General features: G+C 60.2%; 13 protein-coding genes and 1 tRNA gene. 6 read left to right on the top strand and 8 right to left on the bottom strand.

Features of this window, described 5'->3' with window-relative positions:
- Positions 1-36 precede the first annotated feature (36 nt).
- The 3 genes from SH292x_RS17415 (at position 37) to SH292x_RS17405 (ending at position 2,678) form a co-directional block, all read left to right on the top strand.
- Positions 37-858 (top strand): hypothetical protein, encoded by an 822-nt coding sequence (locus SH292x_RS17415; RefSeq protein ID WP_442482289.1) that lies wholly within the window; start codon positions 37-39, stop codon positions 856-858.
- Positions 859-1,122: 264 nt separating this feature from the next.
- Positions 1,123-2,145 carry a DUF1559 domain-containing protein gene (locus SH292x_RS17410; RefSeq protein WP_442482288.1) on the top strand — a complete coding sequence of 341 codons (1,023 nt, stop codon included), beginning with the start codon at positions 1,123-1,125 and terminating at the stop codon, positions 2,143-2,145.
- 56 nt (positions 2,146-2,201) lie between these two features.
- Positions 2,202-2,678 (top strand): hypothetical protein, encoded by a 477-nt coding sequence (locus SH292x_RS17405; protein WP_442482287.1) that lies wholly within the window; start codon positions 2,202-2,204, stop codon positions 2,676-2,678.
- Here the strand turns inward: SH292x_RS17405 and SH292x_RS17400 are convergent.
- Together SH292x_RS17400 and SH292x_RS17395 are read right to left on the bottom strand one after the other, a co-directional pair.
- Positions 2,665-5,853 carry an efflux RND transporter permease subunit gene (locus SH292x_RS17400; RefSeq protein WP_442482286.1) on the bottom strand — a complete coding sequence of 1,063 codons (3,189 nt, stop codon included), beginning with the start codon at positions 5,851-5,853 and terminating at the stop codon, positions 2,665-2,667. The two genes, SH292x_RS17405 and SH292x_RS17400, sit on opposite strands and share 14 nt — an antisense overlap.
- A gap of 9 nt (positions 5,854-5,862) precedes the next feature.
- Positions 5,863-7,107 carry an efflux RND transporter periplasmic adaptor subunit gene (locus SH292x_RS17395; RefSeq protein ID WP_442482285.1) on the bottom strand — a complete coding sequence of 415 codons (1,245 nt, stop codon included), beginning with the start codon at positions 7,105-7,107 and terminating at the stop codon, positions 5,863-5,865.
- A gap of 325 nt (positions 7,108-7,432) precedes the next feature.
- On the opposite strand from SH292x_RS17395, the gene SH292x_RS17390 reads away from it, so the two are divergent.
- Positions 7,433-9,034: an efflux transporter outer membrane subunit gene (locus tag SH292x_RS17390; RefSeq protein ID WP_442482284.1), complete on the top strand. Its 1,602-nt coding sequence runs from the start codon at positions 7,433-7,435 to the stop codon at positions 9,032-9,034.
- A 6-nt stretch (positions 9,035-9,040) separates the two neighbouring features.
- Here SH292x_RS17390 and SH292x_RS17385 read toward each other — a convergent pair whose 3' ends face one another.
- A complete protein-coding gene (locus SH292x_RS17385) occupies positions 9,041-9,463 on the bottom strand; it encodes an RrF2 family transcriptional regulator (RefSeq protein WP_442482283.1) in 423 nt (140 codons plus the stop codon).
- Between the two features lie 157 nt (positions 9,464-9,620).
- Between SH292x_RS17385 and hmpA the strand changes: the two genes are divergently transcribed.
- Complete coding sequence (gene hmpA / locus SH292x_RS17380; RefSeq protein ID WP_442482282.1) at positions 9,621-10,868, top strand: NO-inducible flavohemoprotein; 1,248 nt, start codon at positions 9,621-9,623, stop codon at positions 10,866-10,868.
- Positions 10,869-10,883: 15 nt separating this feature from the next.
- Here hmpA and SH292x_RS17375 read toward each other — a convergent pair whose 3' ends face one another.
- Positions 10,884-12,464 carry an alkaline phosphatase D family protein gene (locus SH292x_RS17375; protein WP_442482281.1) on the bottom strand — a complete coding sequence of 527 codons (1,581 nt, stop codon included), beginning with the start codon at positions 12,462-12,464 and terminating at the stop codon, positions 10,884-10,886.
- A 268-nt stretch (positions 12,465-12,732) separates the two neighbouring features.
- On the opposite strand from SH292x_RS17375, the gene SH292x_RS17370 reads away from it, so the two are divergent.
- A complete protein-coding gene (locus SH292x_RS17370) occupies positions 12,733-12,975 on the top strand; it encodes a hypothetical protein (protein ID WP_442482280.1) in 243 nt (80 codons plus the stop codon).
- 3 nt (positions 12,976-12,978) lie between these two features.
- On the opposite strand, the gene SH292x_RS17365 is transcribed toward SH292x_RS17370, so the two are convergent.
- The 4 genes from SH292x_RS17365 to SH292x_RS17350 form a co-directional block, all read right to left on the bottom strand.
- Positions 12,979-13,554: a methyltransferase family protein gene (locus tag SH292x_RS17365; RefSeq protein WP_442482279.1), complete on the bottom strand. Its 576-nt coding sequence runs from the start codon at positions 13,552-13,554 to the stop codon at positions 12,979-12,981.
- 65 nt (positions 13,555-13,619) lie between these two features.
- Positions 13,620-14,069, bottom strand: coding sequence for a hypothetical protein (locus SH292x_RS17360; protein WP_442482278.1), 450 nt, complete (start codon positions 14,067-14,069; stop codon positions 13,620-13,622).
- 83 nt (positions 14,070-14,152) lie between these two features.
- Positions 14,153-14,234, bottom strand: a tRNA-Leu gene (locus SH292x_RS17355).
- Between the two features lie 96 nt (positions 14,235-14,330).
- Positions 14,331-15,665, bottom strand: a complete 1,335-nt coding sequence (locus tag SH292x_RS17350) for a Gfo/Idh/MocA family protein (RefSeq protein ID WP_442482277.1) — start codon at positions 15,663-15,665, stop codon at positions 14,331-14,333.
- Positions 15,666-15,678 lie beyond the last annotated feature (13 nt).

Here is a 15,678-nt window from a genome sequence, read left to right as displayed (position 1 = left end):
CTAATTCTCTTCAACTTGGAAAAGGAGCTAATGATCATGAGATTTTTGAGGGTTACCGCCAGCATCTTTATGCTGATCGCGACTGGTACTGTAGGGGCCGCGACGATCTTTCTTGATGATTTTGGCACGGATACAAGCGCGAATTACACTCGTAGAGTCGTGCTAGGAAGATCAGGCAGCGTTCTACCGACCTTAACGGTTGCTGCAGGGGAATTGCAGGTAAGTAGCGTGGGGTCTGGCGGTGTCGCGACCCAAACGCTTTCGCTGCATAACACGGCCACCCTAGGCGTAGGGCTAACCCTGCTTGTCGATGTCGACATTCGCGGGGCCACCTATGGCTCCAATAGCTCCGAGATGTTGGGCTTAGTGGTGTCGGCGGGCCTGATGAATGGCCTTTCCTTGCCCAGTTCGGCAACGTCGAACCAGGACTTGCGAGATGACGAGTATTCGTTCCTGTTCGGCGGGTTCCGCAACTCGGGTGGTCGAGATGTCTTTCGGACGGATGGGTATACAGCGGTGGGTGGCGGTACCATCACGGAGCAGAACGTCGACCAAATGCTCACCACGTCCAGTACGAGTACCGAGCTGGACAAAATCGCTAGCCTCTTCATCCATCGCTCGGCCGCGAGCACCTACCAATTGGGATGGGTCGATAATCTGGATGTTCCGCACCTTGTTCGGACGGTCAGCATGGACCTTGGTGCAAGTCCGATGATTGGGCTCTTCACCGACACTCGAAACGCGGCATTCAGTATCAGCGTGGACAACCTGCGTATCATTCCCGAGCCGAGCTCGGCATTGCTCGCGTGCCTTGGCGGAGTGGGGCTGCTGGGATGGTGCCACGTCAGAAAGAAATAACGTCGTGCCTTACATGGAAGACTGCTTTCAGCTCCGGGTGCGTCGCCTGGCGATGAACGCAGCGAGGTCCCACTTGTGATGTGTAACCAAGTGCACCTAAGTGCAAAGAATTTGATACCGAAGCAGGGGTTCGGCAAAAGGATCGTACAGGCAGCAACGGTCCTTTTGCTTCCCCTTGCGACGACGTGATAGACGTGAATCGATACGTTACTAAGGCACGCGTGCTGAGTGTTCGCGGGCAGATTGAAGAGAAAAGGAAGTTGTATGGTCCGTTTAAGGGATTCGCAGAAGGGCTTCACCCTCGTCGAGCTTCTGGTGGTGATCGCCATTATTGGCATTCTGGTGGCGCTGCTGCTGCCCGCCGTCCAGGCGGCCCGCGAGGCCGCGCGGCGCGCGCAGTGCACGAACCAGATCAAGCAGCTGGCGCTGGCCATGCACAACTACCACTCCGCGCATAACATCCTGCCAGCTGGCGCTCGTTGCAACGAAGCAACGGGTGGCGGATACGGCGAGAGCATTTACAACTGCCACAATTGGTTCATCTCGTTGTTGCCCTACGTGGAAGAGTCGGCGGCTTACGACCGGTTGGACTTCAAGAAGCGGACACGAGTGAGCCCCAACGCCGAGGTGCTGCTGAACTGGGAAATTCCCTCGATGAAGTGCCCTTCGGATGGGCACGCGGGGTTAATGACGCACGAGCGGTTCAAGGTTAGCAGTCTTCCCGAAACCAGCCACATCGCGGGCCCCTTCACCTCGCGTTCGATGGGGGCGTCGTACCTTCCCAGTGGCGGGCCGCTGGCGACTTGCGACAACCCTCCTTGCAACGTGGGCATCCCATTGTGGGACGATCGGATGAACGAGCAGAGCAAACGTGGTGGAACCGGCACTTATGGTGCCCCGGGCATGTTCGCCGGTGGCTGGGTAGCGTACCGATTCAAGCACTGTACGGACGGGCTCAGCAACACCTACTTGGTGGGCGAAGTGCTGCCCAACTTGTACATCCACCATATGCTGTTCAACAGCACGTACATCACCGGAACCACGCAGTTTCCGCCGAACCATCATCGCGCACTCGGCATCGCCAACGATGCTTACCGCGACAACGTATCCGGCCAAGGTGGTTTCAAGAGCGAACACCCCGGCGGTGTGCTGATGGGCATGGCGGACGGCAGCGTGCAGTTCGTGACCGACGACATCGACTACGCCACTTGGGTGCGAACCGGCGACAAGGCCGATGGCAAGCTTCCTGGTGCGCCCCCTGGCAGCGGCTCGGTGCCAGTTCGGTAGTAAGCCGGTGGATCGCGTATTTCTTGCTGCCACTACGAGTGCTTTGGAGTTTCTCGATGCCCCGATTAGTGAGTCGTATACTCAACCGTCGCGCCATGCTGCCAGTCGCCGCTTCGCTCGTAGGGCTGCATTTCGTTCTGCTTACCGGGTGCGGCAAGTCGGGTCCACAGACCATCGACGTGCGTGGTACGGTGACTTCGAATGGCAAGCCACTCGAAGGGGGAACCATCGCGTTCCAACCGACGAAAGTCCTGGAGGGTGCCCCCATGCGTCCGGCAATCGGGCAGATTGAACCCGATGGGACGTACTCGCTCACCACGTTCACCAAGGGCGACGGCATTCAGCCGGGAGAGTATCAGGTGGCGGTTACCAGTCTGATCGGAGCACCGCCACTGACCCAGTGGGAGGAGAGCCCACCACCACGCAAGTCGCGCATTCCTGCGAAGTACAACCAGACCACCACCAGCGGTCTCACTGCCAGTGTACCGGCTGACGCGGACGAGCCACTGACGATCGACTTTAGGTGTGACTAACGAGATCCGGTGCTTCGACCGAAGTCTTGTTGGCGGGAGCGAAGGGGCGGAAATACCACTCCTTGGCGTGGGCCAAAACGCCGTAGATATCGTCCGCCGCGATCATCGCGCACGGGATCAGATACAGCGTGACGATCGTGGCGAACATCACGCCGAAGGCGAGTGACGTGGCCATCGGAATCAGGAACTGCGCCTGTAGCGATCGATCCATCAGCAGCGGCACAAGTCCCGCAAAGGTGGTGACGGATGTCAGCATGATGGGACGGAATCGGCGAGCGCCTGCTTGCAAGGCCGCGTCGCGTAGGGTCTCGCCCGCCGCGCGGCGGTTATTCACGTAGTCGACCATCACCAGCGAGTCGTTGACCGCGACGCCCGCGAGGGCAAGCAGTCCGAAGAGTGAAAGGTACGACGGCGTGATGCCAAGGGCGATATGCCCTAGCAGCGCTCCAATGATCGAAAAGGGGACTGCTAGCAACACGAAGAAGGGTTGTCCCAGTGATTTGAGCGCAATCGATAGCAAGGCGAAGAGAGCAAACGCCAACAGGCACGATCCGACGATCGTCCGAAACTGGGTGTCAGCCGCCTCGGCGACGTAGCCCACGAACTCGAAGCTGAGATTGTTCTGCGACACTAGGCGGTCGATGCGAGGCATCAACTCGCGAGCGATGCCCAGGATGTCGACCGTCTCGTCCACTGCGCGAGCGCCGATTCGAAGGATCTCGGCACCGTCCTTCCGATCGACGTGAGAAGGGGCTTTGACGAACGTAGTTTCGGCCACGGCCGACAACGGCACACTCGCACCGCGTGGCGTCCGCACTCGCATTTGATCGAGCGTATGGAGCGACTCCCGTTGGAGGCGGGGGAGCCGAACCATCACGCGAATGTCGTCGATGCCGCGTTGGAGCCGCTGTGCTTCCTCGCCAAAGAAGGCTTGGCGAATTTGCTGGGCCAAAAGCTGCTGCGTGAGTCCCAACTCGGCGGCCAAGGGTTTGAGCCGAAGCTCCAATTCGTCTTGGCCGTAGTTGATATTGGCCCAAGTAGAAGCAAAACCATCGTACTCTTGCAGCATCGCCCGAATCTGTCGCGCTACCTCGGCCTTCTCCGGCGACATCGGGCCGCGGAGTTCGATGTTCAGGTTCTCGTTATCGACGTTACGGTCTTGATTGACACTGGAGTCGGCGCTGATCTGAAACTCGGTCGCCTCGGGAATGGGCCCGACGAGTTCGGTCCACCGCGCGGACAGTTCGCTGTTCTTGGGCCCCGGCACACTTCGCAGCGTGGGGGACAGCACTTCGAAGGTGATGGCACCGCGTGACTTATCGAAGTCGCGGTGGATGCGTGGTGCGCCGACTAGCTTGGAAATGTCCTGAACGTATGACTCACCCGTTTCTGGATCTTTCCATTCCTGCTGCATTTGTAGCAGCGCTTTTTCAATGCGATCCATGTACTGCGTCGTCACTTCCAGAGAAGTGTCGTCGGGCATGTCGAGTTCGGCGGCGATGCGCTTGTCGTCGATGGACGGGTAAGCGATGAACTCCATGCGACCACTTAAACAGTAGCCGGCCATCAGCAGAGCCACCGTCGCGAACCCGGCGAGTACCGACGCACGATGGCGGACGGCGAACTCGAGGCTGGGTTGGTAGACTCGATCGATGAAGGTCTCGAGTCCCGCGGCAACGGAAGTTTGAAGGCGTGTGAAGATATTGTCACGCGGTACGGCGCGGAGGTGCTTGAGATGGGCGGGGAGAATCAGTTTGGATTCAACCAGCGAGAAAAACAGCACGGGAATCACTACCGGCGGCACCTGAGACGCGAAGTCGCCCCAGCTTCCTTCGAAGAACAGGAGTGGCAAGAAGGCCACCATGGTCGTGACAGCGCCGAAAGTCACCGGTAACGCGACTTCTTTGGTTCCTTCAACGGCCGCTTCAAGTGGAGGGAGCCCCTCTTTAAGTTTCAAGTAAACGTTCTCACCCGTCACGATGGCGTCGTCGACCACGATGCCCACCGCCAGAATGAAACCGAAGAGGCTCATTACATTCGCGGTCACCCCGAACCAGGGCATCATCATGACCGCCCCCGCGAAGGAGATGGGGATGCCGATCACGATCCAGAACGCCAGCATGGGGCGAAGGAACAGGCCAAGCAGCAGAAGCACTAGGATGCCACCCTGGATCATCGATCCGACGAGTGTCGACAACCGTCCGCGAATTTCGACGGACTCGTCGTCCCATACAAACAGTTCGATACCTTCTGGGAATCGATTGCGAGCCGTGCGGACGTACTCGTGAACCCTATCGGAAATGTCGATGGCATTCTCGTTGCCCGTTCGCATCACCTCGACGAACAGCGCCGACTTGCCATTGAACTCGACCGTTTTATCCCCTTCTTCGAAGCCATCGGTAATGCGGGCGACTTCGCCCAGCAAGATGTCAGAGCCATTCGCGGCTCGGATAGGGACTTGGGCGAACTCCTGTTCGGAAAACGCTTGGCCGCGCGTACGGATGACGAATGTTCCGCTCGCGGCGTCGATGGATCCGGCGGGAAGGTCGATCGAGAACTGCTGAATCGCGTCGGACAGGTCTTGGAAACTCAAACCGTAGGCGAGCAACTTCGACGTGTTGACCTCGATGCCAATCTCGTAGCGGCGATCGCCCTGCACCTGTGCCCGGCTGATTCCGGGTAGCGCGATGATGTCGGCTTCGACCTTGCGGGCGACTTCGCGCAATTCGTGCGGGCTTAGCTTGCCGGTCACCGCGATGCTCAGCACCTCCCACCAATTCGAAGAGTCGGGAATGGTGATGCGAGGACGCTCGGTCTCGTCCGGGAACGTTGTGATCGTATCGACGCGGGCCTTCACGTCGTCCATGAGCGCCCGCAGATCGGCACCGGGCACGGCGTCGACGAACATCCGGCACCCGCCCTGGTGGCCCTCGGCGATGATATCGCGAATGCCTTCGACACCCTCCAGAGACTCTTCAATCGGAATGAGAATCGCCCGCTCGACGTCCTTCGCGGTACCACCGCGGTAGTCCATCTCGATCATCACCGTCTCGAAATTCCGCGCGGGCGAAACTTCCAGCGGCATGTTCGAAATCGCGGTGTAGACGCCCCCAACAATGATGGCAACCATCAAGAAGTTGGCGGCGATTCCGTTTGTGGCAAACCAGCGAATCATGGGGCAACGTCAGTTGGTCGCTTTCTTGTCGGACTCGGCCGAGTGCGACTCGGCGATCGAAGTTTCCGATTTGGCGTCGGGGATGATCTCGACTTTCGCTCCTTCGGGAGTGTAGGCGAGCGCCGTGGTCGACAGCCACATGTTCTTGGGAATCATCGACGCGGGCACCACCACGTGCTCGGCGTCGGACCACATGGCTTCGACTTCGATGGGGAGCAGCGTCTGCTCGGTGCGATCGACCAGAATGACTTGATCGAGTTGGCGTACCGCTCCGCGAGGCAACGCGATCACGTTGTTGAGTGTAATGCCCTCGATCGACGCCACGACCGGCTGGCCGATTCGCAGCGGCGTGCGATCGGTGTTGCGGCCGAACGGATCGTCGATGCGGGCGATGGCAAACACGTCGCGCGAATCGGGATCGAGCACGCCCTCGGTGCGGATGATCTTGCCTCGCCACACGCTTTGGTTCGCATCGCGAATGCCATCGCGCAGGGTGACTTCGAGGGTGGGATCGTCGGCGAACTCGGGCAGATTGAGGAACTGCCGCTGTGCGCCGGAAATTGGCAGGCGGACTTCGACGAAGTCGATGGCGAACACCGCGCCGATGGGATTGTTCGCCCCCGCCATTTGACCCAGGCCTATGAGCTTGGTCATCACCCGGCCATCGAACGGAGCAACCACCTTAGTTCGCTCCAGCGCTAACTTGGCTTGTTCCACTTGGCTGGCCGCGAGAGCCACGTTGGCCTCGGCTTGCTCGCGGGTGGCGAGCGCGGCGTCGACTTCGCCTTGCGATACGGCATTCGACTCGATCAGTCGAAGCTTGCGATCTTCGACCACTTGCGCGAGCTTGAGTTCGGACTTGGCTGACGTCAACTGTGACTCGGCCATCGCCAGCGCGGTCTGGTAGTCGCGAGGGTCGATCTCGACCAGCAACTCGCCCTTCTCGAAGAACGCCCCAACTTCGAACGACGGACTCACGTTGACGACGGTTCCCGACACTTGCGCGGCGAGCGTCACTTGGTTGTGAGGTTGCACCACGGCGTTTGTTTCGATGAGCACCGGGTAGTTGACCACCGGCATGTCTTCGACGCGGGTGCGGAGCAGTGGCTTCTCGGCCTCGGGTTCCGGGGCGGGCTCCTCGTAGCTCATCAAGTACTGATAGCCGAACCAACCGGCGGCAAGGATGGCGCAGGGAAACGCCAAACGCACGAGCACGCCAAGCAGATTCGGAGAGGAAGAATTTTGCGTCGTCATGAATTGGGGGATCGCTGGCCGGGCCGTGCTAGCGGTGATTCGTGCGGTGAACCGAGATGGGGCTGGGCGGCACCGCGGTGCATTTCCCCTCCGTAAGGGAAACCCCGACGCTTTGCCAGGAGGTCGCCAGATCCGTGGCGGGTTGCGGTAAACGCCAGTCCGACCGTGCCGGTTGTGCGGGTAGGGGAAGCTGAGGTGTGGGGATTAGTCGCCGAATGTGAAGCCTTGCAGGCCCACCAAAACAGATTATACGCCGGAATCCGAAAACAACGATGACAGGGGAAATACGGAATGTTCCCGACTTGCAGCAAGCAGCAATTATCCGATGCAAATCGTTCAAAAACCCTCTGCCATCGGCCGCTCGCGTGTGGGGCGGGTCATGCTCGCCGTCGTGGTGGCGGCCAGCAGCGTGGTCGGGCAGGGATGCACCAGTCCCCGCCAGTGGGTGGCCAACGGCTTTAAGGTGGGTCCCAATTATTGTACTCCGGCCGCACCTGTCGCCCAAGACTGGATCGACGCCAATGACAAAAGAGTGCTTAAGGACCCGGTCGAGGCGACCGCCTGGTGGACCACGTTCAACGACCCGGTGCTGAACGATTTGGTCACCGAGGCCTACAACCAAAACCTGACCGTGCGGCAAGCCGGTGCCCGGATCCTGCAGGCTCGGGCTCTGCGAGCGATCGTCGTGGGCGAGATCTTCCCGCAGCAGCAGAGTTTCAACGCCGACTACTCACACAACCTGCGGACCGGCGTCGGCGACCGCCACTTCAGCGTCTGGAACGGTTCGTTTGCACTAGCGTGGGAAATCGACTTCTGGGGCCGGTACCGCCGGGCCATCGAAGCCGCCGACGCGGATCTCGACGCCGCGGTGTTCGACTACGGCGACGTGGTGGTGACCTTGGTCGCCGACGTCGCGGCGACCTACATCGACATTCGCACGCTGCAAACGCGTCTAGAGTTGGTGAAGCTGAACGTTGAGAACCAGCGGAAGACGTACGACCTCACGGTCAAGCGGCTAGAAGCAGGCGAGTCGAGCGATGTCGACGTGCAACAGGCGCTATCAAGTCTGGTGCAGACAGAGACCCTCGTTCCCGAAACAGAAACCTTCCTGCGGCAGTCGCAGAATCAACTGTGCGTTCTGCTGGGCATGCCACCGGAGGAGTTGGACGATCGGCTGGGCAAGGGAGAGATTCCCACCGTGGCACCCGAAGTAGCGCTTGGAATCCCTGCCGCCACGCTGTTGCAACGTCCCGACGTGCGACGTGCCGAACGCGAAATGGCGGCGCAAAGCGCACTGATCGGAGTGGCGGAAGCAGAGCTCTATCCGCATATTTCGATCACGGGCAACGTGGGGCGAAGCGCGAATCAATTCAAGGATCTGTTTCGCAGCGGATCGGGTTTTGGATCCGTCGGGCCCTCGATGGACTGGAACTTCTTGAACTACGGCCGCATTTTGAACAACGTGCGTCTGCAGGATGCAAGATTTCAGGAACTGCTAGCCGCGTACCGTGAGTCGGTGCTGCAAGCGAACCTTGAAGCGGAGAATGCAATTGTGCTGTTTCTCAAATCTCAAGAACAGTTGCGGCTGCAACTGCAGGCTGCCGAGGCAGCAGACAAAACGAACGAGCTGATCTCAGCGCAGTTCCGTGAAGGCGAACCCATCGACTTCAACCGCGTGTTCAGCGTTCAGAACTTCAAGACGCAGCAGGACCTCTCGGCGGCGCAGGTGAAAGGCGACGTGGCGCAGGGCCTGATCGCCATCTATCGTTCGCTCGGCGGTGGTTGGCCGTCGCCGTATCTGTCAGGAGCAGTCGTTCCCCCAGCCGTGCCCGCCGCGGACGTGGACAACGCCGAAGAGATCGCCCCGCCGCCTGCCGACGAAGAGCAGGAGGTTGACGAAGTGCTCGACAACCCCGTTGGTCCGTAGCTTGAGTTACCTCGACTCGCAGAGCGGAATGATGGGGCTGGTGGACTCCAGCAGTTGCTGGATCGTTACCGCGCGGAAAGCCTCTTCGGTAGCCGCGTAGGCGCGGTCGAGTTCGGCGTGCAGCGGGCAGAGTGCGGTGTGCGTCTCCAGGCCGAGCGGGCAGGAGCGAATCCGCTCCAGCGGCGAGACGGCATTTACGATGTCGAGGATCGTTAGCTCCGCCGGCGACTGGGCGAGCACGTAACCGCCCCCAGGCCCACTCCTCGAGGTCACCACCTCGCCGGCTGCTAGGTCCTGCATCACCCGCGTCAGGTAGCGACGCGGCACCTTCGTTTTCTCGGCCAGCACATCGGCGGACTGGGCTGTCTCGGGGTCGGAGGCCAGGCAGGCGATGGCCCTCAGGGCGTACTCGGCGGTCTTGGAAATCACGGCAGAACTCAGCGAAGCTAGAAAATTCTAAATCTACACATTGACGTGCAGAATTATATGCTATACCTTTTGGTGATCAATTCAGTTGCCAGGTTTTTCGAGGCGACGCCTCACTAACCGGCAATTATCGCAGGCCCTTTTTCGTAGGAACCTCTCAATGCTTAGCGAACAGACCATTCGGATCGTCAAGCAAATCACCCCCGCCGTGGCCGCCAACGCCGAGGTGATCACCCGCCGGTTCTACGAACGGATGTTCGCCGGGAATCCTGAGGTTCAAGCCTACTTCAATCAGGCCCATCAGCACAGCGGCGGGCAGCAGCGGGCGCTGGCCGGGGCCATCTGTGCCTACTTCACGCACATCGACCAACTTGACGCCTTGGGGCCGGCCGTGGAGCTCATCGCCCAGAAGCACTGCTCCCTCGGCATCCAGCCCGAGCACTACCCGATCGTCGGCAAACACCTGCTTGCCGCGATCAAGGACGTGATGGGCGACGCCGCGACCGACGAGATCATCGCCGCCGTGGCCGAGGCGTATGGCCTGCTGGCCGATGTCTGCATTGGGCGTGAGGCACAGATTTACGCCGAACAACAGGCGAAGCCGGGTGGCTGGAACGGTTATCGCAAGTTGCGTGTCGCACGGAAGGTTCGCGAAAGCGATATCGTGACGTCGTTCTACCTGGCACCGACGAATGGCGACCCACTGCCCGATTACCTGCCGGGGCAGTACATCACGGTAAGAATCGACCACCCGACGACTCCCACGTCGCCGCGCAATTACAGTTTGTCTGACCGTCCCGGCGCGGGGCATTTCCGCATCAGCGTTAAGCGCGAGCCTTGTTTGGTCGACGGTGCACCGGACGGATTGATCTCCAACTTCCTGCACGACCACATTTGCGAAGGGGACGAAATCGACGTCGGCCCACCCTGTGGCGAGTTCACGCTCGACGCTTCGGACCCGACACAGCGGCCAGTGGTCTTAATCGCTGGAGGCATTGGCGTCACGCCGCTATTGGCAATGGCCAAGACGCTTGATCAAGCCGCCGGCACCAGACCGGTGTACTTTCTACAAGCCGCACGCAACAGCCGCGTCCACGCACTTGCGAGCGAAGTCCGCGCGCTCGCTGATGCGAGTCCCAACGTCCAGACGCATTTCGTGTACGACCAGCCATTGCCCCACGACACGGCGGAAGGTCACTGCGATAGCGTAGGCGTTGTGACGACGGACCTGCTGCGCGAGTGGACTCCCACGGCCGAGGCCGAGTACTACGTTTGTGGTCCAAGCGCGTTCATGACGTGCGTGCTCGCGAGCCTCGACGAACTTGGTGTTCCGAGCGAACGCGTGCGGCACGAGTTCTTCGGGCCCAAGCAAACGCTCGCAGCACCGACGATGGCAGCGGCTGTTTAGGTTACGAATGCGGCGCTAGTGAATCACGGCCCCGGGTCTGCCGGACTCGACCAGGAAGCTGGCGAGGCGAGAAACTTCGCTGTCGGGCTTTGTGACGTCGTCGACGATGTAGTAGTGGCTGTTCCACTCGTCGGCGGTCACGTCGCAAGCGACGTAGCCCCGCTGGCGGTCGAGGAACTTCACGCCAGGATTCTCGGCGAGTACCGATTCGGCATCGGGTGCCACGGAGGGCCCGTTGCCACCGCTTGAAATCGAGGTACCAACGAATTCGGTGGCGACGACCGGCGACTCGGGTTTCAGGTCGTCCGCCCGCAGGTCATTCACCCAGTTGGCGTGAATATCACCGGTCAACACCACGGGGTTCGACACGCGTCGATCGCCGAGGAAGTTCACCAGATGGTCGCGCTCGTGCAGGTAGCCGGGCCATTGATCCATCGAGTACCGCTGCTTCTCGCCCCGCTTGAGATCGACGGTGGCCATCATCACTTGCTGGGCGAGGATGTTCCACTTCGCGGGCGAAGCCAGCAGCGACGACTCCAGCCAACCACGCTGCTCCGCACCCAACATGCTTTGCGATACCGAGCGAGCGGCATCATTTAGGTCGTGCTTACCGTCACCTTGTGGTTGATCGCTGCGATACTGGCGGGTGTCGAGCACCATCATCTCTGCCAGGTTGCCGAACGACACCTTGCGATAGAGCCGCATGTGCGGGCCCTGGGGTAGCGACCGTCGCCGTAGCGGCATGGATTCGTAGTAGGCCTGGTAAGAGTTCGCGCGACGCGCAAGGAAGTCGATCGGATCGATGTCGGCTTGCTCGGAAATCTCGGCCGCGTAGTTGTTGTCGAACTCGTGGTCGTCCCAGGTCACCATCCAAGGGCACGCCGCGTGCATCGCCTGAAGTTGCGGGTCCGTTTTGTAGAGCGCGTGACGGATGCGATAGTCGTCGAGCGATTGAATTTCTTTGCCGACGTGCTTGCGAACGCCGCCCTCCTTACCCGGGCCTTCGTAGATGTAGTCGCCCAGGTGCACGACCATGTCGAGGTCTTGCTCGGCCATGTGGCGATACGCGGCGTAATAGCCACTCTCGAAATGCTGGCACGACGCGAAGGCAAACTTAAATCGTTCGCTAGGGTGTCGATCGTTCGGCATCGTGCGGGTGCGACCGACGGGGCTCGTCGCGTCACCCGATAGGAAACGGTAGTGGTACCAGCGGTTGGGGTTCAGCTCGTCGACCGCGACGTGCACCGAATGCCCGAGTTGCGGCGTGGCGACAGTTTGCCCGCTTTTCACAATGCGCTTGAACTGGTCGTCCTCGGCCACTTCCCAGCGAACCGGCACCGCGAGCGTTGGCATTCCACCGCCGGGCTCCAGCGGCTCGGGGGCGAGGCGCGTCCAAAGCAGCACGCTTCGCACGGCCGGATCGCCGGAGGCCACGCCGAGCGTGAACGGGTTGTTTCCAAGGTCCTTGGGGGCGTTCAGCACGTCTGCTGCACGCAGGGCAGGGGCCGCAGTTAGGCTGGCCACGTAGGCCATGAACAGGCGGCGGTCGACGCCGCCCGCGCGGCGGGCATAGCTGCGAAATTCGTCCTTGGTCATTTTCCAGGTACTCTCCACTCAGGTTGACTTCAGTTCGCCTCGCCGTACGGATTTTACCGTCGTTCTGTGAAGGGTGTGAGAAGGTTGGTGCGAAATCAGCAAGCGGATTTGCGCGGGGGAGAGCGGTGCTGGGAAACGTGCGGACAAACGCTACAACAGTTGCATTTGGTGCCGGTTGAGTCACGCGAGGCGGTAGCACTTCACACGTCAAGCCGAGCTAATCCCGCCGACGGCATAGACTCTCTATAGGGCCGTCGCGGTGGCGGTAATGGCCTGTCTCTGCGAGTTAGCGATGATGGTCCGGGGCATCTTCTTGTATCTGCTGCAATTCGTCGTTTTGGCTGGGCTGTTGTTGCTTGGCTTTCACGTGGCGGAGATGAACGTTCCTTGGCCGGTTGAGGCACCATGGCTATGGGGGTTGGTGGCGCTCGCACCGCTCTTGCCGGGGCAATGGAGTGGGTGGGACGGCTCTCCCCAGTTTTGGCCCAGCGACTACGACCCGGGCGACTAGCGGCTACCACACCCCGGGAAGGATGCCCCATGTGCGTTGTTGGTAGCCCCTGTAGCCATCAACACCCGCAGTGAGCTTTTGCTCTTCATGGCGTACGCGGGCGATAATCCCGAGCGTTGCTAGGCTGGTCATCGCAGCGGACCACCAAGTGGGTGTCACTAGTGACAACCCCGCGAGGATCATCAAGGTTCCCAAGTACATCGGATGGCGCACCCATCGATAGGGCCCTGTATCAATCAGTTGATGGTTGGCACGAAGCTCCACGAAGGGAGAGAACTGCCCTCGCAGTAGGAAATGGCACCATGTTCGTAACCCGATCCCAAGGATTCCCAGCAGCGCCCCTGCAAGCAGCAGGCTCCAGTTGGTAGAGAGGCCCGTTGACCTAGTGGAGTAGAGCCCTCCGCGGATAAGCAGCCAGTAAGGGACGTTGACCGCAAAGAACGTCCATTCGGGCCGTCGACGCTGGCCCATGGTACCGGTGAAGTACATCGCCACACCTTCGGCCGTACCCTGCACGATGGGGATCGCCAAGGTCAAGAGCGTCGAGGGATCTTCAGGCAGGTACACGGCAGAAAACACCACGAGCCTCGGTCGTGACGACCGAGGCTCGTGCGTAGATTTAGAGTTTCGCTTCCGAAGTCGAATTACTTCTTCTCTTCCGACTCGGGTTTCTTTTCTTCGGTCTCGGGTTCCTTCTCGAGGTCCTCGAGTTCGCCGCCGGGGAACTTCTTTTCCTTAATCAAGTCGCCGTAGGTCTTGGAGTTCTCATCGCTGGGGTCGACCTTCTTCTCGGCCACTTCCTTCAGCGTGGCGATGATCTTGTCGGTGTCCTTCTTGTCGTCCTTGGTGAGAACGCCGACGAAGTGCATGCCGTAGGGGTTGTGGTTGGTCTTCTTCTTGCCTTGATGGCAGGTGAAGCAGCGGTACTTGCCCTTCGCAACCAGCTTCTCGTATTCCTTCGCTTCTTCCGATTTGTCGGTGGCGTCGACGTGCAGCTTCACCCACTCCTTGTGAAACTCGACAAAGCCCAGCGCGCTCTGGCCGGAGAGCGAGGCGACGAACATCAGCAGCAAGATCACAAACGATTGTCGCATGTTAAGGAAAACCTCAAACGTTTTGGGGGCAGTGGCCGCCCAAGGGCGGCGCGGGGTAGTCTCAATGTTAAGTCTGCAGAAAGTAGGGATGACAGGAGTTGAACCTGCACGGGTTGCCCCACTGGAACCTAAATCCAGCGCGTCTGCCAATTCCGCCACATCCCCATCTTCTGCAAATTGCAACTGTACTATCCTAGCCCGCGAACGCCGTAACGCAATCGCCCGCCGGGTAGGACAAGCGGCCGGGGCCGCCGGTTCGGGTTATACGGGCTTGAATTTGCCCGGAACGGCAATGGCGTAATTGCCGTTGCTGTCGGGGACCACCGGCGGGGTGGCCTCGAACGAGTATTCGGCCGGCGAAAGGTCGATGTTCGAGGCCAGGGCTTCGTCCCAGCCAACCACCTGGCCCGAGTAGGTCGCCAGGCGGCCCAGGATGGAGGTCATGGTCGAGTGGGCACCAATTTCCGCTTCGTTGATGGGGCTCCCCTCGCGGATGCTTCTAAACAGGTCGTCGTGTTCCTGCTGGTACGGATTCACTCGACGGCCGCGGTAACGCCACAGGTTCTTGCCGTCGTTGCTGGTGAACTGACCACCGCCGACGTTCGCATGGCCCTTGGTGCCATGGGCGAACTCGTCGACGATGCTCCAGCAGCCTTCGATGTGGCGGCAGTTGCTGAGCATGGTCGAGCCATCCGGATAGGTGAACTCGACCATGTGATGGTCAAAGATCTCGCCGTGCTGGTTGCTGGTACGCACCTCGCGACCACCCTGACCCTGGGCCTTGGTCGGAACCATGTCCTTGAGCCAGTTGCTGACGTCGATGTTGTGGATGTGTTGCTCCACAATGTGATCGCCGCAGAGCCAGTTGAAGTAATACCAGTTGCGCATCTGGTAGGTCATCTCGCTCCAGTCGGACTCGCGGGGGATAGTCCACACTCCGCCGCCGTTCCAGTAGACGCGAGTAAGGCCGATGTCGCCTAGTTCGCCATCCTGAATTCGCTTAATCGCTTCGATGTAAAGCGGGTCGTGACGACGTTGCAAACCAACGCCAACGCCGAGGCCCTTCTCCTTCGCTACTTCCGCAGCCGCAAGGACCTTACGAATGCCAGGGGCGTCGACCGCCACGGGCTTCTCCATGAACACGTGCTTGCCCGCGTTGGTCGCCGCTTCGAAGTGAATGGGGCGGAAGCCAGGAGGCGTGCACAACAGCACCATGTCGACACCCGAGTCGATCACCTTTTGGTAGGCATCGAATCCGGTGAACTTGCGCTCTTCGGGCAAGTCGATCTTCTTGGTATGTTGCTGCACCCCACGATCGTTCAAGCAACTATCAATACGATCGCGGAAAGCATCACCAATCGCGACGAGCTTCACGTTGTCCGAGGTGTTCAGCGCCTGGGCAACGGCTTGCGTGCCACGGCCACCGGCACCAATCAGACCAATCTTGATCGTGTCGTCCCCAAACGGATGCGCCGCACGTGCGATGCTGCTCGTGCCAAGCGCGATGCCAGCGGCGGCGAGCGTTGTTCCGGCGAGGAACGTACGACGGTCGGAGCCCTTGGAGGAAGTCGCTTCGCTGATATCCTTCGGATTCATGGTAAGGCCTGCA

The organism is Aeoliella fuhlenseeensis, assembly GCF_052161615.1.
Lineage (GTDB): Bacteria > Planctomycetota > Planctomycetia > Pirellulales > Lacipirellulaceae > Aeoliella.
This window is presented reverse-complemented; position numbering and strand designations above follow the sequence as displayed.